We start from the raw sequence: 19,259 nt of genomic DNA, 5'->3' as shown, positions 1-19,259 counted from the left end.
AGTTTTTCTTGCAAGTTTTTATTATATGCATTGTTTTACCAAACTTTTATGTAAGAAAACAATAAAATTTGGCAAAAAATAATAAATGGTATTCCTATTGTAAATAATTTATGCCTCGTCTTATGTCTAAAAAAATACATGCCGAGCCATATGCCTATTGAACCACCAAATAGTGCTAAAAAGAAAAAGGTCTTTTCACTTATTCTCCAAAGTTTATGTAGCGCTTTATACTTATCAATACCCATTAAAACAAAAGAAAATACATTTAAAGTTAATAAAGCAATTATTTCAATCTTGTTCATTATAACACCTCATAACAATTATACCACTTTATAAAAGGTATAAAAACTCAAAATATAGCTATCATAAAACTATGAAAAATATTGAGAGGTGTTGAAATGGTTACCTTGACTGCATCCCACATAGCATATCTAATAATGATTTTAATTATATTGATTTTACTTTTAATGAGAAAAGATATAATTCTACCCATAATATTAGCAATATTTTTAATTGGATTTCTATCAACTGGAAATATCTTAAAAGCCGTTCAAATACTCTACACTGCAATTTTTGTGTCAGGAAAAAGGCTATGGCAAATTATAGTAATAATATCACTTATAATATCTATGTCAAAAGCTTTAGATGATATAGGCGCAGATATAATCATAACTAAACCATTTATAAAATATTTAAAAACTCCTACTTTTTCTTTTTGGATAATCGGCTTTTTAACGATGTTTTTATCATTTTTTATATGGCCTGCACCTGCAGTGGGCTTACTCGGCACAGTCCTCATCAATCCCGCTTTAAAATCGGGTATTAACAAAATAAGTCTTGCCTCTATTGTTTCAATTTTTGGCTTTGGGGTAGCATTGTCAAGTGACTTTTTCATACAAGGAGCTCCCTCTATAACAGCCAGGGCAGCAGGCATACCAATCCTCACATTAATATTGACAAGCTTACCTATCTGGGCTACAGCCTCAACTGTAAGCATTCTTATACTTTATTTTATTACATTGCAGCAGAGTAAAAAACAACAGCAAAACAATCATTTAGACATTAATAGCGTTGACAAACCTTTTCCTCCTTTTAGTAGTGTGGTGGTTTCAATAATCGCAGTAGGACTTTTTATTTTAGACATAATTTTGATGATGTTATTTAGAATTCACTCTAATGCGGCCACTGCCTTAATAGGTGGAACATCTATAATAGTTTTAATCGCATCTACTATAGTCCAAAAAAATTTTTTAGCCAAAACCCGTGAATACTTAAAAGAAGGTTTTATAACTGGAATGAGAACTTTTGCCCCAATTATAGTCATCAGCGCCTTTTTTCTTCTTGGAGAAACAAGCATGGCAAAGGAAGTTATAAGTCCTCATGCAAAAGGATATCTTGTAGATTTAGGAATGTATTTATCTCATCACATTCCATTAAATAAGTACACTGTTTCTTTATTAGAATTTTCATTAGGAGTTCTAACCGGTTTATCCGGCTCTGGATTCTCAGGCCTTCCTTTAATAGGTGCTATCGCTAAAACTTTTTCTTCAACTTTAAATTTAAACCCAGCAATTTTAGCCTCTATAGGACAGATAACCGCAATATGGACAGGAGGAGGTACAATAATACCTTGGAGTATCGCAGCTGTTTCGACAGTACTAGACGTAGAAGCTGAAAAAATCGCTAAAAGAAACATGTTACCTGTAATAATAGGCCTTATAGCATCATATTTCGTGACAATACTTTTATTATAATTACAAAGCCGAGGACTAAACCTCGGCCTTTAAGATATTCCTCTCATTATCAAATTCATCATACTGTCTTTTTCTTCATCGGTCATTTTTTCCCACGTCGCCTCAAAAATCACCCCCAATCCTGGTATTGCATTTTCCTCTTTGCTGTCAACAACCTCCTGTATAAACCCTTTGATTTCCTCTTTTGTTTTTCCTTTCAAGTTGTCAAGCACAGCTTTCTTTATGTCCATAACATACCTCCAATTGTAAGATTCACTAATATAATTCCCAAAACAAAAAATAATAAACAAAACAGTTTGTTGACAAAGTAAAAAATTTTTTAAATAGGATATTTTGCATCGTCACTCCGGTGTTCCAAAGCGACAAAACTAAACTCGACCCTCGGGTTCCGGCAGGGTTCCGGGCACATTCGACCTCCTTGTCTTAGTGCCCGCCTCCGCCATCCTTGGCTTCGGCCCTGCCTCCACCCTCGGTCTCATTAAGTTTTGTTATCGCTTTGTCACAAGTCGCACCGATTGCAAAATATCCTATTTCCGAAAGTTTGTCTATAGTCTGAAAGTTCCTGAGAAGGAACTTAACCCTATATGACATGGAATAAATATTTAAGAATCAACAAAATTACTATACCTGCTATTCCAAAAACTCCTGTAATGAATGAAGTAATTATATTGACAGGCAAGTAAACCCCAAATAGAACACCAAAAAAATTAAAAAATAAAAGCATCACAAAACCCACTAAGGCATTTAGTACAAATTTTAACATTAACCTTAGAGATTTACCTAAAATCCATAAAATAAAAATTATGATTAAAATAGCAATAATAAAAGAAAAAGTACCTTCTACCACTATACAATCACCTCTCATATTTTGATTAAATTATATCATATTGCGCAAGTTAAAAATAATTAAATTTGTATCTTTTTAATTGATTAGTCTTTATTAATCATATAAAATAATAGAGGTTACAAAATTTAAGACAAAGGGGTATGGTAATGGAACTATTAATTAAAGCTTTTATAATGGGAATAGTGGAAGGATTAACTGAATTTTTACCCATTTCTTCCACAGGACATCTCATCATCGTAGGCAACTTTATACATTTTACAGGCAACTTCGCCACAATGTTTGAAATCGTCATTCAATTGGGTGCTATCTTAGCAGTTGTATTCTACTACAGAAAAAAAATATTTGCTTCTCTTAAAAATTTGAAACCCGGAAGTTGGGGATTTAATTTGTGGTTCAAAATCTTTATAGCCTTTATACCAGCAGCTGTCATAGGACTACTTACTCACAAATACATTGAAGAGCATTTATTTTCGCCCTTCACTGTAGCAATTGCCCTTATCGTAGGTGCAATAATGATGATAGTTATAGAAGATGCTTTCGGAAAAAGGTATAAAATTGACAACATGGACAAAGTAGATACAAAAAAATCTTTGTTAATAGGTATAGCCCAAATTATGTCCCTGTTTCCAGGAATGTCACGGTCGGCGTCTACTATAATGGGAGGTATGCTCGCAGGATTGTCAGTTAAAGCTGCAGCGGAATTTTCCTTCTTTTTAGCAATACCTACAATGTTTGCTGCAACGATTTTTTCTCTTTTGAAGGGCTTTAGCGCCATGTCTTTATTGGAATGGGAAGCCCTGACAGTAGGCTTTATCATGTCATTCTTAACAGCTTTATTTGTCGTCGATAAATTCTTATCTTATCTTACCAGGCACTCTTTAAAACCTTTCGCTTATTATAGATTAGTTGTAGGTGTATTGATGATATTACTGGTGGCGCAAAAAATAGTAAAATAAATCGAGAGATAGGCCCGTATGTTGGTCTATCTCTCTTTAACTCAGTCCTTCATAGACTTTTGAATACACTTCATAATCTTTATCGCTAAAAAGTATAAATCTCACTTCCTTTATGTCGCTACCTTCAAGATAATCAGATACTACTCTTAAAGCTATTTTTGCCGCTCTTTCTATAGGAAAACCGTAAGCTCCTGTGCTTATAGAGGGAAAAGCTATAGTTTTTACATTGTATTCATCCGCCAATTTAAGGCTTTCTATGTAAGCACTTGCTAATAAATTATCCTCATTATGATTGCCGCCTTTCCAAATAGGTCCTACAGCGTGAATCACATATTTAGCCTTTAAATTACCTGCTCCAGTTATAACCGCATGACCTGTAGGACAACCCCCTTGTTTTTCTCTTATAACTCTGCACTCCTCAGCGATAGAAGGGCCACCCGCTCTATGAATAGCTCCGTCTACCCCACCACCTCCAGACAAAGAAGAATTCGCAGCATTCACAATAGCATCTACTTCTTGATCCACAATATTCCCCTTTATTAATTTTATTCTCTCTTTCATTTCATCACCCTAATTTTAATTTTTATTTACGCTTAAAATTATATCACAAAAAACTGATATTTTCACGACATTGTGTTTTCATATTTTCCGTAAATTTATTCCCTTTTTTCTAAAAGATTTATCAAAGTAACCAATTTACCTCTAAAAACAAATTCACAAAATTAATTTTGCATAATAAGTTTGTTCTTCTCCATGAAGAAAAATTATTATTAAATTTTCTTTTTTAAAATCTGCTGTCACATCGTGTTTAAAAAATTCATAAGTCACTCTCTTTGACAATTCAAGATTGGAAAGTCCAACAGCTTGTGGAAGATTTCTTTTCAACCAATTTTCATCTTTAAGATACTTTTTAAAAATTTCTTGACCTTTCTCATATTTTTCTTTTACACAATCAGGTAAATCTTTGGCAACATTAAAATACAAAAAATCAAATTTTATAATGTCTTTTATTAAATCCTCATTAACATCGAGTGTCTCAATAGAAAATTTATACAAAATATCGTATAAAGCTTTTAATGAATGATTTTTATATAATAGCTTGTTTTCTTTCCAATACTTATAAAATTCAAGATAAAAGTCAAACGGCCTTTTAAATTTATTCTCCAAATATTCAAGAGCTTTTTTAAATTTACCGGAATTATAGTATTTGTTCAAAAGAAATGCTATACCTTTTAAAATAACTAACTCTTGGTAACTAATATCCTTTGTATATAAGACCTCATATGGAGGTTTGCTATTATAAACTATATTAAACTCCTCTACTTTTCTCTTTAAAGGGGTACCTTTTAAAACTTTTAAAAATCCCAGCTGTATTTCATCAGGTTTTAAATTATACACGTCATCAAAAGCTTTACTAAAAGTTTTAAAGCTATCTTCAGGAAGTCCCGCTATCAAATCTACATGCAGTTTTATTCCCGCCTCTTTAAGCAGTTTTATTCCTCTCAAGGATTTTTCAACGGCAGTAGTACGAGATATCTTTTTTAAGCTATTCTTATTTGTAGTCTGAATTCCTACTTCAAACTGTATTCTTTTTTCCAACCCTTTTAATTCTTCTATAAACTCTTTATCTACAAGCTCAGGGTTAACTTCGCAGTGAAATACAATATCTCCACCTATTTTTTTCATAATGTTTAAAATTTCCTTTGCCCTTTTTCTGTTTGCATTAAAAGACCTATCAATAAGTTTTAATATTTTCACTCCCTTATCCACAAACCATTTTAAATCTTTTTCCACTTTTTCAATGCTTTCATATCTCAACTTGTTATCAATAGAAGAAAGACAATAAGCACATTTAAAAGGACAGCCTCTTGAAGTTTCATAATATGCAAGTTTATTGCTCAAGTCTTCCTCTCCCTCATAAGATATGGGAATTTCATCTAAATTGACATAATCTTTTTGCGGTTGAATTATTACTTGTCCATTAAATTTGTAACTAATTCCTGAAACATTTTTTATATTTCTTTTCCCTTCTAACGCCTCCAGTAATTCTTTAAAAGCAATTTCCCCTTCCCCCAAAACTATGTAATCTACAAAGCCTTTTGACAAAAGATAATCTACATCATAAGAAGCTTCAGGCCCTCCTAAAACTAATATTGTCTTCGGAAGAATTTTTTTTATATTTTCAGCCAAATTTAATGCTATTTCTATATTCCATATGTAACAAGATATACCTACTACGTCTGGTTTCTTTTCAACAACACTTTCTAGCATAAAATCTGTACTATCATTTATAGTAGTTTCAAAAATCTCTATATCATAAGGATGACAAAACTTTCTTATATTTCTTATAGCAAGATTTGTGTGATAATATTTTGCATTGATTCCTACAAGAAGTGTTCTCATATATATCCCTCGCATTTTACTACATTTTACAAATATATAATATAAACATTTGCACAAAAAAGCAAATAATTTTCGTATTGTAATATAATATTGTTAAGTAAAATTTTGTGAAAGGATTGAAGACTATGGCTTTTATAAAATTCAACAAATTTTGGCTAATACTTATATTGATAACCACAATTTTCTCTACTCTATACCTTTATTATACATTATTTCCAGGAAATATATCTGATCAAGTCTACAAATATTTTACTCCTGCAGAAATAGCAAAAGCGCAAAAATATCATAGAATAAATCGATTAATTTACATAACTTCCTTTTTGACAAAAACAATTTTTTTGATATGGTTTGTATTTGGGAATAATGCTATTAAGCTTTCATACTATACCGAAAAATTAGCTTCAGGTAAATACTATGTGAATGTCTTTTTATATTTCATTGCCTTATGGGTAATTTTAAGGTTAATATCTCTACCCTTTAGCCTTTTAAGCCATTCTGTTCAAGTAGAATGGGGATTTTCTGTTCAGACAATAGCTTCTTGGTGGAACGACTATTTAAAAAGCGCGGCTTTAGATTTTACCTTTTCCTCAATAGGGGCATTGCTCTTATTTGCAGCTCTAAACAAGTGGCCTAATAACTGGTGGTTAAGTGCCGCCATTTTTCTAACAATAGTTATGTTTGTGCAAATTTACGTCTATCCTACTTTTATAGCACCTTTATTTAATAAATTTACCCCAATCAAAGACCAAAAAATAATAAACATGGTAAAGGAAATATCAAAAAATGCAGGAATAAAAATTGATAAGATTCAAGAAATGGATGCAAGTAAAAGGACTACTCTTGCCAACGCCTACTTTTATGGATTTGGGAAGACAAGTAGGATTGTATTGTATGATACACTACTAAAAAATTATCCAGAAGAGGACATAAAGGCAGTTATAGCCCATGAAGCAGGACACTGGAAAGAAAACCACGTATTAAAAAGTATGTTAATAAGCATAGTGGGACTTGTAATAAGTCTATATTTTCTTAATATTTTAATTCACTCAAGCTTATTTCTCCCTCATGGTAAAAGAATGACTCCTGCAGTTTTAGCAATGATATATTTGTTTGTACTGCTTATAAATTTTGATACTAACCCAATACAAAATTACATATCAAGGCAGATGGAAAAACAAGCAGATTTATTATCTGTAGAATACCTTCATAATAAAGAACCTGTAATAAAACTTCAAATTGACCTTGCTAGAAAAAGCTTATCGGATGTAGCTCCGCCACCTTTTATAGAATGGTTTTTTTATTCTCATCCTTCTACAATGCATAGGATTAAATTGGTAGAAAAGGTAAATGTAAAATAAGGCACTGAAGTGTGCCTTATTTTTATGAAGCTTTTTCTTTTTCAACCATTTCAATTGCACCGTGAGGACAATATCTCGTACAAACACCACACCCTGTGCATTTTTCTTCATCAATACTTATGTTTATCCTAAATGCCCCTCCAAACGTAACTTTAAAAGCCTTAAATTTACAACTCATTGCTGCTGGACAAAAAGGTGACCTGTCGCATATATTTTCATTGATTCTTGCTACTCTCATGATTCTACCTCCATTATAAATACTCCCCCTCTGTTTAGGGGTATCATGTATACATTATACACAAAATTTTATATTTGTCAACATATTAAAGGCATAAAAAAAGGCCATCCTAAAGACAGCCTCTTTAATTTAAGCCCTTTATAAAATTTATTAACACCTCAGAGAACTTTTTTGCATCATCAAAATAACAGGTATGTCCCAAATTTTCAAACACAAACAATGTACTGTTTTTAATATTATTTTTTAATATCTCTGCAAATTCATAGGGTGCAATTTCATCCTTCTTCCCCCATACAATCAATGTTTTCACATATATTTCATTTAATTTTTCTTTGTATTTATCTACATTTATACTGTCCACAATTGTCAAACTTTTAAGCAAATTGCCATATTTGAGAGTAAATTTTATAGATATTTCCCCGCTAAAAGAGGGAGCTACAAGATGAAAAGAAGATATATTTAAGTTTTTTACAAATTCTAATAAAACCTCTTCCTTTTCCAAATCACACTCTTCAGAAGAACCATATCCGGGAAGCTCGAGGCATATCACCTTAAACCCTTCATTAGATAAATTTTCAGCTATTCCTGAATTTATCCAATCATAGGCGTTGTACCTTTTTCCGTGTAATAAAATTACCGTCTCCTTACTGTCATCTTTACCCATTTCTAAATAATAGATTTTTCTTCCTTTTATAACTACATACTCACTTTTTATAACCATTTGAATCACCTCTATATAATTAGTGAAAGCTCCGCTCCATCCCTTATCGCTTCTACTGCAGAAGCAACAGTTTTGCAGTCGCCAATGAAATAATATCTGTCCTCATTTTTCAGTTCCTCAAATTCAGTATCAGGTAAATTTCCAACTGCTAAAACTATATCCTCCACTTTGACCACTTTATATGTGTCATTAGAGGTATACATAAGTTTTCCGCCAGATATCTCTTTTATTAAAGCATTTGTGATTATATTCACTTTCAGGTCTTTTAATCTATTTAAAAGCAGTTTTTTAACCATTGGGTATATCCCTTCGCCAACTTCTTCTTTTATCTCTAAAACCGTCACATTTTTCCCTTTTTCAGCAAGGTATTCGGCTGTCTCAAGGCCAGTAAGTCCTCCACCAATTATTGCAATATCTTTTCCTTTTGGAATATTTCCTTCTAATACTTCAATAGCTGTGTAAGGCTTTATATCTGTATCTAAATCGATTTTGGCTGGCTTTGAGCCTGTAGCAATAACAATTTTATCATAAGGCATTTCTTTTATTTCACTTAAACTAATTTTTTTATTTAAATGTACCATGACATTGTATTTTTTTAAATCATTTTCCAGATATTCAATAACTTTTCCTATCTCTTGTTTATGAGGAGGCACTTTTGCTACATTTAATTGTCCACCAAGTTTATTTTCTTTTTCAAACAAGGTAACATTATGGCCTTTTTTAGCAAGATATTTGGCTGCAGACATACCTGCTGGTCCTCCGCCAATTACAGCTATATTTAAAGGTTTATCGGTCTTTACTTCAAATTCCTTTTCTCTTCCTACCTCTGGATTAATCATACAAGAAACAGAAAGCCCTTTTTGAATGTATGCAATACACGCCTGATTGCAGTGAATGCAATACCTAATATCCTCTTCTTCTCCTTTTATCAACTTTTCAACTAAATCAGGGTCTCCTATGAAACCACGCGCTATCCCTATAAAATCAGCTATACCATCTTCTAAAATTTTTTCCCAGTCGTAAACACTGCCCAGCTTATCAACTGCTATGACAGGTATAGTCACATTTTCTTTTATCCTCTTTACAACTCCAATCAAAGGCCTGTCCTCAATTCCCATAGGAGAAATATGATATTCCGATGTGGAAGATACACCTCCCGATATATCTAAAGCATCAGCACCATAACCTTCAAGCAGTTTTGCAAATCTTACACTCTCATCAATTGTAAAGCCTCCATCTGTAAAATCACTGCCATTAATCCTGCAAATTACTGTCATCTCCGGAAGAGCTTTTTTAACTCCTCGCAATATGTCGATTGCAAATTTAGTCCTTCCTTCAAAATTTCCTCCGTATTCGTCAGTCCTTTTGTTTGTATCAGGAGATAAAAATTGATTGACAAACCAACCATGAGCAAAGTGCAACTCCACAGCATCAAAACCAGATTTTTCTGCCCTTATTGCTGCCTCTACAAAATCTTGTACAAAGCCTTGTATTTGTTGTTTTGTAAAATCTGATGGCTTGTATTTTGGATTGTGCATTGCAAGTTGAATACCAGCTTTTGCACCGTTTTGACGTATGACTTCCGATAATCTTTTAAGGCCTTCTATTTTATCATAGTCATCTATTCCAATTTGATTTATGAAAAATTTTCCTAATTTGTTTACGTAACTCGCACCTACAATGACCAATGAAACACCTTTTGACCTTCTTTTATAATATTCCACTTCTCTTTCGCTTACAAAGCCTTCGTTTGATAAATTTGTGACAGTCGGTAACATAATTAGTCTGTTTTTTAACTTAATCTTTCCTATTTTACCTTCTTTCAATAGCATATTTATCACCTCTTTCGTAATTAATATTGTACCTCTTGTATCATTATAAGTAAAATAGTATAATTTTATAATACCCATAAGTACAAACTTATGAGGTGATAATGTGAACTTACGCCAATTAAAAATTTTTTTAACTGTCTGCCAAGAAAGAAGTATGTCTAAAGCCGAAAAAAACTTTGCATGACTCAACCGTCCATAACATAAAATATTTGAAAGAATAAATAAAAAACTCATTAACTTATGCAGGAAAAGTTTTAAAAGAATATGCTAAAAGAATCTCCTCATTAATAGATGAAGCTCTCGAGAAGATGAAGCAGTACTCGAGAGGTTTTTGAAACAATAGAGAATTTTGTTTACAATTTTAATTCTTGACATAGGTTGCCATAAATGTTACAATAATGTTAACTATAAAAATTCTAAGAGGTGAATTCTTATGAAAAAAATTGCTATCTTAATTGAGAATATGTATGAAGAGCCAGAACTACTATATCCATACTATAGGCTCAAAGAAGAGGGATATGAAGTACATTTAATAGGTCCAGAAAAAGACAAAGTATATACAGGAAAACATGGATATCCAATGAAAAGCACCCATGCTTCTAAAGATGTAAAAGCCGAAGATTACGATGCAGTAATAATCCCCGGCGGTTATTCACCTGATCATATGAGAAGATGTAATGACACTATTAATTTCGTCAAAGAAATGGACAAACTGCAAAAAACCATAGCAGCTATTTGCCATGGACCATGGATTATGGCTTCCGCCTGCAATTTAAAAGAAAAAAAAGTTACAAGCTTTTTCTCAATAAAAGATGATTTAATAAATGCAGGAGCCCAGTATGTAGATGAAGAAGTAGTTGTAGATGGAAATTTAATAACCTCCAGAACTCCTAACGATTTAGTAGCTTTTGTAAAAGCTATAATTGAAAAGGTTAAATAATTATACTTTTTATTGCGAACCCCCTAATAAGTGACGGGGTTCGCAACTTATTATTTCACGATTAAATGTTATGAATCTATATACTTTTCAAGGTAGTAAAGGTCTTTTATTATAATCTTTTTTCCATCTACCTCAATTAAACCTTCTTTTTTTAACTTATTTAGTCCTTTTGTAACTGTTACTCTATCACATCCTATTAAATTGGCAATATTCTCATGGGTTAAAGGAATATCTATTATGTAGCCTTTTTTAATCTTCTTACCTTGCTGATAAAATAATCTAATTAGAAAATCGCACAATCTTCCAATTGAATCTTTGAAAATTAAATCGCTCATCTGCATAGTAACAATTCTAAATTTTCTGCTCATGCTATGAGCAATATATTTATACATATCAGGATTTGTTTCCAGAATAGAACTTAATTTATCTTCGAAAATAATAGATACTTCACTATCTTTTATAGCTTGACCTTCAATTAAATCAAATCCTCCTCCTAAATAGGAAAATTCTCCAAATATTTCCCCTGGTTGTAACAAATAAAGAACTTTTATCTTTCCATTTTTATTTGAAATAAACTGTTTTATCAACCCTTTCGTTATTATGGCAATATACGTTTTGCTATCATTAATTGCTATAGTTTCATTTTTCAAAAAACTCTTTTTATATCCCTGTATAGCTATATTAAGGAAAAACTTCCTCATCTCTTCCTGCCGTTTTATATCAAACATTTCATTATATACCGAACCTATAGACATCCCCTTTCAGCTCCCATTTCTTTCCTGTTTAAAACAATAAAAACCACACCAACGATTTCACTATTTTTGCAATATTTTTAAAAAAGTCGACCTTAAAATTAATTATACTATTTCCAAACTATTATTTCTATAAATTATTCTCTTTTTACTTTTATAATATTCAGAAAGCATGGAGAATAAAATCCCCATGCTTTTATCAATTATTTTTCGCAATTACTTTTATAGCAATTTCTATAGCTTTCACCATATCCCCCAAAGACATAGAAGGAGTATTAGGTTTATTTAAAACTTGCACTGGCAAATAAGGTATGTGAATAAAACCCGCTTTAATGTTTAAGCTGTTTTTGTGAACATAATTAAGTATTCCATACATCAGATGATTGCACACATACGTACCTGCTGTATTAGAAATTGATGCCGGTATATTCTCTTTTCTTATCTCTTCAACTATCTCTTTTATTGGAATAGTCGCAAAATAAGCGGGAGCTCCTTTAGGGTCAATCGGGGTATCAATTGGTTGTTGCCCTATATTATCTGGAATTCTAGCATCATCGATATTGATGGCTACTCTCTCCACACTTATATCATATCGCCCGCCAGCCTGTCCAATACTCAGAACTGCATCCGGCTTAACTTCCTTTATTTTTTCTATTGCCCTCTCAACAGAAAGATAAAAAGCAGTAGGAACTTGAATCTTAATTATCTCAGCATTTTCTATATTATCTTTCAAGTTTTTTAATACTTCATATGAAGGGTTTATATTTTCCCCTCCAAAAGGATCAAAAGCTGTTACGAGTATTTTCATTTACACATCACCCTTTCATAAAAATATTAAAACGCCCAAAAATACATTAGCACTATGTGAACAATAAGCATGACAATAGCTACGGGAACTTGATATTTTATAACTCCATATTTCTTATCTTCCATTTCCAATATTGCAGTAGGAACAATATTAAAATTCGCTGCCATTGGGGTCATTAAAGTTCCACAATATCCTGCTGTCATACCTAAAGCTGCTACTATCACCGGATTTCCTCCTTGAGCTATTACAAAAGGAATTCCAATACCCGCTGTAATAACTGCAAAAGCAGCAAAAGCATTTCCCATTATCATTGTAAATAAAGCCATTCCTACACAATATGCAATTACTCCCAAAAGTATATTACCCTGAGGAATAATTGTTTTTATCCCACTTGCGATCACATCGCCTACTCCTGCAGCAGTAAAAATAGCTCCTAAAGCAGCAAGTAGTTGTGGTAAAATGTTTACTGGTCCTACCACTTCAAGTAATCTTCTACCATCGTCTGCCATTTCTTTAACTTTCCCTTTTGTAATCACCAATGCTAAAATTGCAGCTACTACAGTTGATATCCAAAAAGCCACAAGTGAACCAAGTTGTTTAGTCCATATTTGAGCAACAATAAACGTAACTATGCCAAGAGCCAAAGCTGGAATAAAAATCAGATTGCCAATTTTTTGTGACATTTGATCTTTAAATTCTGAGCTTGATTCGTCAAATTTTCCAATTTTGACTAATCGAAATGCAGATAGAAAAGTCAATGCAATAACCATGTATCCTATATATATATCAGGTATATAAATGCTTTTATTGCCCCACAATAAGCCTATTCGGCTAAATGCGAAAATTATTCCTAATATTCCCCAAAATAAAGCAGTAGGAATTTTTGAAGGATGGTTTTTTTCTTTTAGTGTAGCATATGCTGAGTAAAAAGATACTATACCCATCATAATGTATAGTATTTCAGTTAAAGCATCCTTAAGCACCCATTATTCCTCCTTCTTATTGTTTTTATCCCTATACTTTTGGTCAAATTTTTTGTCATAATAGAAAAACTGCAAAGTACCAACCACCATTATTATTAACGCAATAGGTATTGACGCTTTTGCAATATCCAAAGCTTCTACGGTATAGTTTAATTCTTTTAATACGCCAACAATTAACAAAACTCCTCCTGCTGCAACAAACACATTCTGTCCAAAGAAATTGCCATAATTCTCTACTGCAGCTTCTAAGCCCTTAATGGTTTCGTGGTCCTCGCTTTTTATTTCCCCATATCTATTTATTGCTGCTCCTTCTGCCATAGGAAGTATCAAAGGCCGTATAAACTGTACATGTCCACCTAGCCTTAAGCCAAACATTGCTGCTAATGTCCTGAGTACTAAATATAATGCAGTTACTTTCCCTACCGTAGCTGCTTGTATTTTCTCTATTACATAAGCAGCCCTTTCGCGTAGGCCATACCTTTCAAGTATTCCAATTACAGGCAATGAAATAATAAATATGGACATATATCTATTTTCCACAAAAGCTTTTCCTAAAATTTCCACAATCTTAGGAAAAGGTACTCCTGACATCATGCCAGTTACAATACCAGCTATTAAAACCACTGCTAAAGTATCGAGTTTCAAAATAAATCCGATAATAATGATTAAAATACCAATTAACTTAATCATAATATCCCCCTTTATAAAGAATTTATTTTTATGAATTGTATCACAATGCATAAAATAAAACTGTTGCCACAGCTACAATTTTATAAACTCTTAGTTATAATTATTTGCAAATTCTGTAAACTTATTTGCCATGAAAAACTTGCATAAATTTTTCTATCTTAAACTATTACAGCAACTTGGAGCAATAAAAAAGCACGTAGGTTAATTTGAGTTTCAGGGCAATCATTTAGAGGCTGGAAAATGCTACCTAAACTATATAAATACCTTAAGGTACAGTGATAAATTTAAAGAAGCTTTTGAAGTGCTTGGAAAAGCTAAGAATAGTTACAAAGATGTCGCTGAACTTTATCACAAGTTTGAAATTCAAGAGATGATTCTTTATTTTAATATCGGTATGTATGAAAAAGTTATTGAACTTTCAGAAAGCATTAATACTTCTTTACTCAGCATGAGAGGGAAAAAGAGCTCGCTTTCATATTAGGTAATATAAAATACTTGAATAAAGAATTTGAGGAGGCCTATAGATTTCTTAAAAAATGCGAGAAATATTTTGCTGAAGAGAAATTTTACAATGACTTATCTGTTATTCATGAAGACTTATACGCAATTACAGGTGTTAATTACAGGGTAAACGCATTAGCAGTAAAAAATAAATTAGGAAGAAAAAATGTAGTCATATAAACATTAAAATTTCTTTCCGCCGAAAACCTATCACCAATGTTTGTTAATTTTTTATTATATAACTTTACATTTTGTTACCTTAATTGTAAAGTAAATGGTAGGAGCACTTTTTAAAATCTGAAAGGAGAACTTTTGATGCTTAATGCCTGTTTATCTTCTAAAGCGCTGAGTACATCTACAAATCTTTCCAGATTATTATAACAAAGTTTTCTAACAATATTCACATACTGTTCTGCAAAAGCGCCATCAAGGCCCTGAGTTGCTTTTAAAATAAGTTCATGTTTGAGTTTTAATTTTTTACTATGGATCTAAATGCTCTACTGAATAGTACACAGGAGCAATAAGCAAAAATACCCATGACAACAAAGGCATAATCCCCTGTGCTATAAATACGTTTTTAATCAAAAGCCCCAAGAAAGTCCCAATAAGTAAAATCACTACAAGGGAAAGTATTATGCCAACTATTAAAAAGCCTGCACTTACTTCACTGGCAAATACTACAGAAATATATGACGATATTATTACCGGTAGTGTAAAAATGATATAAGTAAGAGCAAGTGAAAGAGCTATTTCTTTTATGTTCACAGACATGGTGGAGTTATAATTCAAGTACTCAAATGAAACATCAAATACGCTCCCGTGCTTAGTAAAGCTAACTGGAAGTGAAAATTCTAAAATTAACTCAACTTTTTCTCCATCCGAAAGAATAAAAGTCATTTCTACAGGCATTTTCATTAAAGTTGAAATTTCTTCGGGGGACCCTTCGGCTATAATTTTGCCTTTCACCATTACATAAACTCTATCGCAAAGGGATTTTATTTCGTTCATATCATGACTTGCAATTAAAATACCCCTTCTATTTTCATTTTTAATTGGTATATTCTCTCCCAAATTTGGGTTTTTGAAATTATATCAACCATAGCTGTGGGCTCGTCAAGTATTAGAATTGGAGTTTCTCTCGCAATTGGTATGTTTAGTAATAGCATCCTCATCAAACCAGAAGATAGCATATACCCTGCGTAGCTTTTAAACCCTTCAAGCCCTAATTCTTTCAGCATTTTATCAACTTTTTGAGATAATTCCTCTTTTTTTACCCCTTTAAATTTCAAAGCAAATTCAATTGTTTCTTTAACAGTAAGCGAAGGAAAATACAAAATACTTTGAGGGCAGTATCCAATGTTATCCCTAATGATGCTTGGTCTTCCTAACCCTCCCTTTGAGATTATTTCAATTAATATTGATCTAGATTCAAAGCTAAATTTGAAAAAAGTCCAACTATTACGTTTGCGTTATAAAAAATTTCTAAATACTCCTTGCACCTAGTCGGGAACAATAATGGCTCTCCACCCGACAAAATGAAAATAACCGGAGGAGTATTCTCTAACAGTTCATGTAAGCGTTTTTTTAGCAAAGGATTAGCTTTATCAACCTCCCCACTCCGAAATTTTTTAGACATAGAACTACATAAAAGACACTGTCCGTTACACATTGATGTAACAGATAAGCTTAGGTACAAAGGATACGAGGGTTGTATTCCTTTTTCAATGTAATGTTCTGTTATAATGTCAAATATCTTTCCCCCTCCTGTTAAAAGAGTATTATTGTTTTTATAATATTTTAGATATTCTAGAATTTTGTTCATATTTCTCCTCCTGTCGACTGGTATTTTTTCAGCCCTTGGTAAAGGATAACTTTTAAAACCAAATAATATAATAAGGGAGATGAATAACACCATATACTCTCGTATACATTGCTCTTACCAAGGGCAATCCTTGCAGGAATTGCACTAAATAAGAAAATGGGAATTGCATATATGAGCAAATTGCGAACAATTTTCGGGAAAACCGTGTCAGGTTTTTCCGTCATTGTTAAAAGTTGCAAAACTATCGCTGAAATTGCTTCGGACCTTAAACCAAAAAGAGTAAAACTGTATACTATGAAAAATAAAAGTCCCATTAAAATAGAAGCACTGAAAATTGAAATGATATAAGCTATTGTTAATTTAATTTCACATATTTTCATACACCATATATTTAGAAATATTAACAAGGGGGTTGAAAGAGCTGCAGGAAAATTTAGGTTTTTTAGTACAATGTATTTTATGAGAGGCTGTGGTTTTAGTAAATCAAAATCAAAATACCCTGTTAAAACTGATTGTCCAAACTTAGAAACAGCTTCTGCAAAGAAAATTGCATATAGGTTGTTTACTAAAAAGAAACAGGTTATATAAAAAAGAATTTCTTCTCTATTATAATCACCAAAAACGTCAATTTTTTGAGTAAGCAGGTAATAGCCTAAAAATGTCGCAGTGTATAAAGATAAGTCTGCCAAAAACCAGCTTACCAAATTTGCTCTATATTGAATTGCTTTTTTAATTGAAAATCTTATAGATTCTATTAACATGTTTTCACGCCCCATGAGAGGTGTATTTTTTTAATCCATTTTTCATAAGTAAAAAAACAATGAAACCAAGTATTAACACCCAGACTAGTGAAATAAGCAATCCTTTATTTACTATTTTAATGTCAAAATTAGCATCGCATATAAGCTTTGACGGGATATACGTCATATAAGGGAAGGGAGTCATTAGCATAATTGATTCAATTTTGCCAGGCAAAAGGTCTAAAGGGAAAATGGCACCTGAAAGAAGACCTGTCAGTAAGTTTCTGATGGCAGCTATGCCCCAGATTTCTGTCAGCCAAAAAGATAACAATCCTATTATAAAGGAAAATAAAGCATTGAGTAAAAAACCCAAAATTAACGCTAAAGGTAGGTATAACAGCCGGTTTGCTGGGATTTCAATTTTTGCCCAAATTGAGAGCACAATAATTATTGGCATATATAAAATTGCAAACCTTGCAAGGCTTGAAGATATGTGACTGTATGAAATACTGGTCAGATAATCTACTGGAAGTAAAAGCTTTTGCCCAAATCTGTAAGTTTTTATATCCTTTTCAATGTCATGTTCAGCATGAATTTCTGTAAATAGAAGTATTACATTAGAAATGACAATGTAAATCATCATTTCTTTCAGAGTGTAATTTATGGGGTTTCCTTCAATTAAAGACCTCCAGAGAAAGAAGTTTATTAGGATTGGTACAATTAGGGAACTTAAAAGCTCTCCTATAAGGTAAATTCTATACATTAAGAGTCTTTTTATTGAGTAGTCAAAATATCCCATGAAAATATACAATGTCCTCATTTTTCTGCACCCTTATACAATGATTCTATGATAATATCGAGAGTATCATCGTGAAAATTTATATTTGAAATTTCAGCCTCATTTGACAAAACTCTCATTACATTTATCGTTTCTTCTGGACTAAATCTGATGAAATATTCTTGTTCTTCGCTTGCTTTTTCTACTTTATAATATTTGCTGATTCTTTCAACTGCACAATTGCTTGCGTTAAATCTAACCTTTCTGATGTCGGGAATCATACTTTTCAGTTTCTCAATTGTTCCGTAATATAGCTCTTGACCTTTGTGGAGTATATAGATGTTGTCACATAAATCTTCAATATCAGTTATGTAATGGCTTGTAAGTATTATTGATGCATTGTATTTTCTCTTGTAATTTTTTAGGTAGTTTCTAATTGCCCTTTGGGTGATAAAATCTAATCCAATTGTAGGCTCATCAAGAAAGATAACTACCGGCAGGTGAAGGAATGATAATATTAATTCACCTTTCATCCTCTGTCCTAAAGAAAGGGTTCTGACCTGTTTTTGCAGGTCTATTTCTGACAAGCCCAATTCTTCTGCCATTGATTTTGCCCTTGAAATTGCTTCTCTTTTGTCAATAGAGTAAATGGAGGCAAAAAGTTTTACAGAATCAATAATAGTTAAGTCTGGATCTAACTGACCTCTCTGTCCCATTATTAATGATACTTTTCTTCTGTAATCTTTGCTTCGTAAAAAAGTGTCTTCTCCCAACACTCTTATAATACCCTCATCTGCTTTAATAATGCCAGATACTAATTTAATAGTAGTAGTTTTCCCTGCACCGTTAAGACCAATTAGTCCAAGTATTTCCCCTTGATTTACAGTAAAAGAAATGCCCTTTACTGCTTCTATGTACTCGTATCTTCGCTTAAAAAAGCTTTTAACTGTATTTACCACGCCATTTTCTTTTATGTATACTTTGTAAGTTTTGCTGACATTTTTAATAATTATCCGTGGATTCATGATCCTCTCCCCTTAAAAAGTTCAATCGGACTATTGTTTTGGATGCTATAAAGTGTAAAATCCTGGTACATTCCCAAAATCCCTTTCCTCTTAGCTTTTTTATCTGCTATA

At 32.2% G+C, this 19,259-nt stretch carries 24 protein-coding genes; 6 read left to right on the top strand and 18 right to left on the bottom strand.

Annotated elements, in window-relative coordinates:
• Positions 1 to 35: 35 nt before the first annotated feature.
• The gene (locus tag TMATH_RS05070; RefSeq protein WP_013150208.1) at positions 36 to 302 is read right to left on the bottom strand and encodes a DUF1294 domain-containing protein; all 267 of its coding nucleotides are present in this window, start codon (positions 300 to 302) and stop codon (positions 36 to 38) included.
• A gap of 96 nt (positions 303 to 398) precedes the next feature.
• Between TMATH_RS05070 and TMATH_RS05065 the strand changes: the two genes are divergently transcribed.
• Positions 399 to 1,754 carry a hypothetical protein gene (locus TMATH_RS05065; protein WP_013150207.1) on the top strand — a complete coding sequence of 452 codons (1,356 nt, stop codon included), beginning with the start codon at positions 399 to 401 and terminating at the stop codon, positions 1,752 to 1,754.
• A 29-nt stretch (positions 1,755 to 1,783) separates the two neighbouring features.
• On the opposite strand, the gene sspI is transcribed toward TMATH_RS05065, so the two are convergent.
• Both sspI and TMATH_RS05055 read right to left on the bottom strand, forming a co-directional pair.
• Positions 1,784 to 1,984, bottom strand: a complete 201-nt coding sequence (sspI, locus tag TMATH_RS05060; RefSeq protein ID WP_013150206.1) for a small acid-soluble spore protein SspI — start codon at positions 1,982 to 1,984, stop codon at positions 1,784 to 1,786.
• A 350-nt stretch (positions 1,985 to 2,334) separates the two neighbouring features.
• Positions 2,335 to 2,604 carry a pro-sigmaK processing inhibitor BofA family protein gene (locus tag TMATH_RS05055; RefSeq protein ID WP_028992740.1) on the bottom strand — a complete coding sequence of 90 codons (270 nt, stop codon included), beginning with the start codon at positions 2,602 to 2,604 and terminating at the stop codon, positions 2,335 to 2,337.
• 143 nt (positions 2,605 to 2,747) lie between these two features.
• On the opposite strand from TMATH_RS05055, the gene TMATH_RS05050 reads away from it, so the two are divergent.
• Positions 2,748 to 3,557 (top strand): undecaprenyl-diphosphate phosphatase, encoded by an 810-nt coding sequence (locus TMATH_RS05050; protein WP_013150204.1) that lies wholly within the window; start codon positions 2,748 to 2,750, stop codon positions 3,555 to 3,557.
• A 36-nt stretch (positions 3,558 to 3,593) separates the two neighbouring features.
• Here the strand turns inward: TMATH_RS05050 and TMATH_RS05045 are convergent, their stop codons facing one another.
• Positions 3,594 to 4,118 carry an O-acetyl-ADP-ribose deacetylase gene (locus tag TMATH_RS05045; protein ID WP_013150203.1) on the bottom strand — a complete coding sequence of 175 codons (525 nt, stop codon included), beginning with the start codon at positions 4,116 to 4,118 and terminating at the stop codon, positions 3,594 to 3,596.
• A 153-nt stretch (positions 4,119 to 4,271) separates the two neighbouring features.
• The gene (locus tag TMATH_RS05040) at positions 4,272 to 5,960 is read right to left on the bottom strand and encodes a B12-binding domain-containing radical SAM protein (RefSeq protein WP_013150202.1); all 1,689 of its coding nucleotides are present in this window, start codon (positions 5,958 to 5,960) and stop codon (positions 4,272 to 4,274) included.
• A 125-nt stretch (positions 5,961 to 6,085) separates the two neighbouring features.
• Between TMATH_RS05040 and TMATH_RS05035 the strand changes: the two genes are divergently transcribed.
• Positions 6,086 to 7,318 carry a M48 family metallopeptidase gene (locus TMATH_RS05035; RefSeq protein ID WP_013150201.1) on the top strand — a complete coding sequence of 411 codons (1,233 nt, stop codon included), beginning with the start codon at positions 6,086 to 6,088 and terminating at the stop codon, positions 7,316 to 7,318.
• A gap of 22 nt (positions 7,319 to 7,340) precedes the next feature.
• Here the strand turns inward: TMATH_RS05035 and TMATH_RS05030 are convergent, their stop codons facing one another.
• The 3 genes from TMATH_RS05030 to TMATH_RS05020 form a co-directional block, all read right to left on the bottom strand.
• Positions 7,341 to 7,556, bottom strand: coding sequence for an ATP-binding protein (locus TMATH_RS05030; RefSeq protein ID WP_013150200.1), 216 nt, complete (start codon positions 7,554 to 7,556; stop codon positions 7,341 to 7,343).
• 124 nt (positions 7,557 to 7,680) lie between these two features.
• Positions 7,681 to 8,277: an alpha/beta fold hydrolase gene (locus TMATH_RS05025; RefSeq protein ID WP_013150199.1), complete on the bottom strand. Its 597-nt coding sequence runs from the start codon at positions 8,275 to 8,277 to the stop codon at positions 7,681 to 7,683.
• Positions 8,278 to 8,288: 11 nt separating this feature from the next.
• A complete protein-coding gene (locus TMATH_RS05020) occupies positions 8,289 to 10,109 on the bottom strand; it encodes an NAD(P)/FAD-dependent oxidoreductase (RefSeq protein WP_041591646.1) in 1,821 nt (606 codons plus the stop codon).
• A gap of 433 nt (positions 10,110 to 10,542) precedes the next feature.
• Here TMATH_RS05020 and TMATH_RS05015 point away from each other — a divergent pair, with 433 nt between their 5' ends.
• Positions 10,543 to 11,049: a type 1 glutamine amidotransferase domain-containing protein gene (locus TMATH_RS05015; protein WP_013150197.1), complete on the top strand. Its 507-nt coding sequence runs from the start codon at positions 10,543 to 10,545 to the stop codon at positions 11,047 to 11,049.
• Between the two features lie 68 nt (positions 11,050 to 11,117).
• Here the strand turns inward: TMATH_RS05015 and TMATH_RS05010 are convergent, their stop codons facing one another.
• The 4 genes from TMATH_RS05010 to TMATH_RS04995 form a co-directional block, all read right to left on the bottom strand.
• A complete protein-coding gene (locus TMATH_RS05010) occupies positions 11,118 to 11,804 on the bottom strand; it encodes a Crp/Fnr family transcriptional regulator (protein WP_013150196.1) in 687 nt (228 codons plus the stop codon).
• A gap of 196 nt (positions 11,805 to 12,000) precedes the next feature.
• On the bottom strand, positions 12,001 to 12,609 hold the full coding sequence (gene pcp, locus TMATH_RS05005; protein ID WP_013150195.1) for a pyroglutamyl-peptidase I: 609 nt from the start codon (positions 12,607 to 12,609) through the stop codon (positions 12,001 to 12,003).
• Between the two features lie 26 nt (positions 12,610 to 12,635).
• Positions 12,636 to 13,592 (bottom strand): DUF979 domain-containing protein, encoded by a 957-nt coding sequence (locus TMATH_RS05000; protein WP_013150194.1) that lies wholly within the window; start codon positions 13,590 to 13,592, stop codon positions 12,636 to 12,638.
• Between the two features lie 3 nt (positions 13,593 to 13,595).
• Positions 13,596 to 14,282 carry a DUF969 domain-containing protein gene (locus TMATH_RS04995; protein ID WP_004405083.1) on the bottom strand — a complete coding sequence of 229 codons (687 nt, stop codon included), beginning with the start codon at positions 14,280 to 14,282 and terminating at the stop codon, positions 13,596 to 13,598.
• A 301-nt stretch (positions 14,283 to 14,583) separates the two neighbouring features.
• Between TMATH_RS04995 and TMATH_RS12190 the strand changes: the two genes are divergently transcribed.
• Together TMATH_RS12190 and TMATH_RS12185 are read left to right on the top strand one after the other, a co-directional pair.
• Complete coding sequence (locus tag TMATH_RS12190) at positions 14,584 to 14,763, top strand: hypothetical protein (protein ID WP_232192626.1); 180 nt, start codon at positions 14,584 to 14,586, stop codon at positions 14,761 to 14,763.
• 14 nt (positions 14,764 to 14,777) lie between these two features.
• The gene (locus TMATH_RS12185) at positions 14,778 to 14,963 is read left to right on the top strand and encodes a hypothetical protein (protein WP_232192625.1); all 186 of its coding nucleotides are present in this window, start codon (positions 14,778 to 14,780) and stop codon (positions 14,961 to 14,963) included.
• A gap of 300 nt (positions 14,964 to 15,263) precedes the next feature.
• On the opposite strand, the gene TMATH_RS12180 is transcribed toward TMATH_RS12185, so the two are convergent.
• The 6 genes from TMATH_RS12180 to TMATH_RS04960 form a co-directional block, all read right to left on the bottom strand.
• Positions 15,264 to 15,791: a hypothetical protein gene (locus TMATH_RS12180; protein WP_232192624.1), complete on the bottom strand. Its 528-nt coding sequence runs from the start codon at positions 15,789 to 15,791 to the stop codon at positions 15,264 to 15,266.
• 14 nt (positions 15,792 to 15,805) lie between these two features.
• The gene (locus TMATH_RS12175; RefSeq protein WP_049766018.1) at positions 15,806 to 16,117 is read right to left on the bottom strand and encodes an ATP-binding cassette domain-containing protein; all 312 of its coding nucleotides are present in this window, start codon (positions 16,115 to 16,117) and stop codon (positions 15,806 to 15,808) included.
• Positions 16,118 to 16,194: 77 nt separating this feature from the next.
• On the bottom strand, positions 16,195 to 16,605 hold the full coding sequence (locus TMATH_RS04975) for a hypothetical protein (protein WP_041591645.1): 411 nt from the start codon (positions 16,603 to 16,605) through the stop codon (positions 16,195 to 16,197).
• Positions 16,602 to 17,366, bottom strand: coding sequence for an ABC transporter permease (locus TMATH_RS04970; protein WP_041591644.1), 765 nt, complete (start codon positions 17,364 to 17,366; stop codon positions 16,602 to 16,604). The genes TMATH_RS04975 and TMATH_RS04970 overlap by 4 nt, the downstream gene beginning before the upstream one ends.
• A gap of 4 nt (positions 17,367 to 17,370) precedes the next feature.
• Complete coding sequence (locus TMATH_RS04965; RefSeq protein WP_013150192.1) at positions 17,371 to 18,165, bottom strand: ABC transporter permease; 795 nt, start codon at positions 18,163 to 18,165, stop codon at positions 17,371 to 17,373.
• A complete protein-coding gene (locus TMATH_RS04960) occupies positions 18,162 to 19,148 on the bottom strand; it encodes an ABC transporter ATP-binding protein (protein ID WP_013150191.1) in 987 nt (328 codons plus the stop codon). The genes TMATH_RS04965 and TMATH_RS04960 overlap by 4 nt, the downstream gene beginning before the upstream one ends.
• Positions 19,149 to 19,259 lie beyond the last annotated feature (111 nt).

It is taken from the genome of Thermoanaerobacter mathranii subsp. mathranii str. A3, from assembly GCF_000092965.1.
GTDB lineage: Bacteria > Bacillota > Thermoanaerobacteria > Thermoanaerobacterales > Thermoanaerobacteraceae > Thermoanaerobacter > Thermoanaerobacter thermocopriae.
Note: the sequence above shows the minus strand (reverse complement) of the source record. Positions and strands in the feature narration are given on the sequence as shown.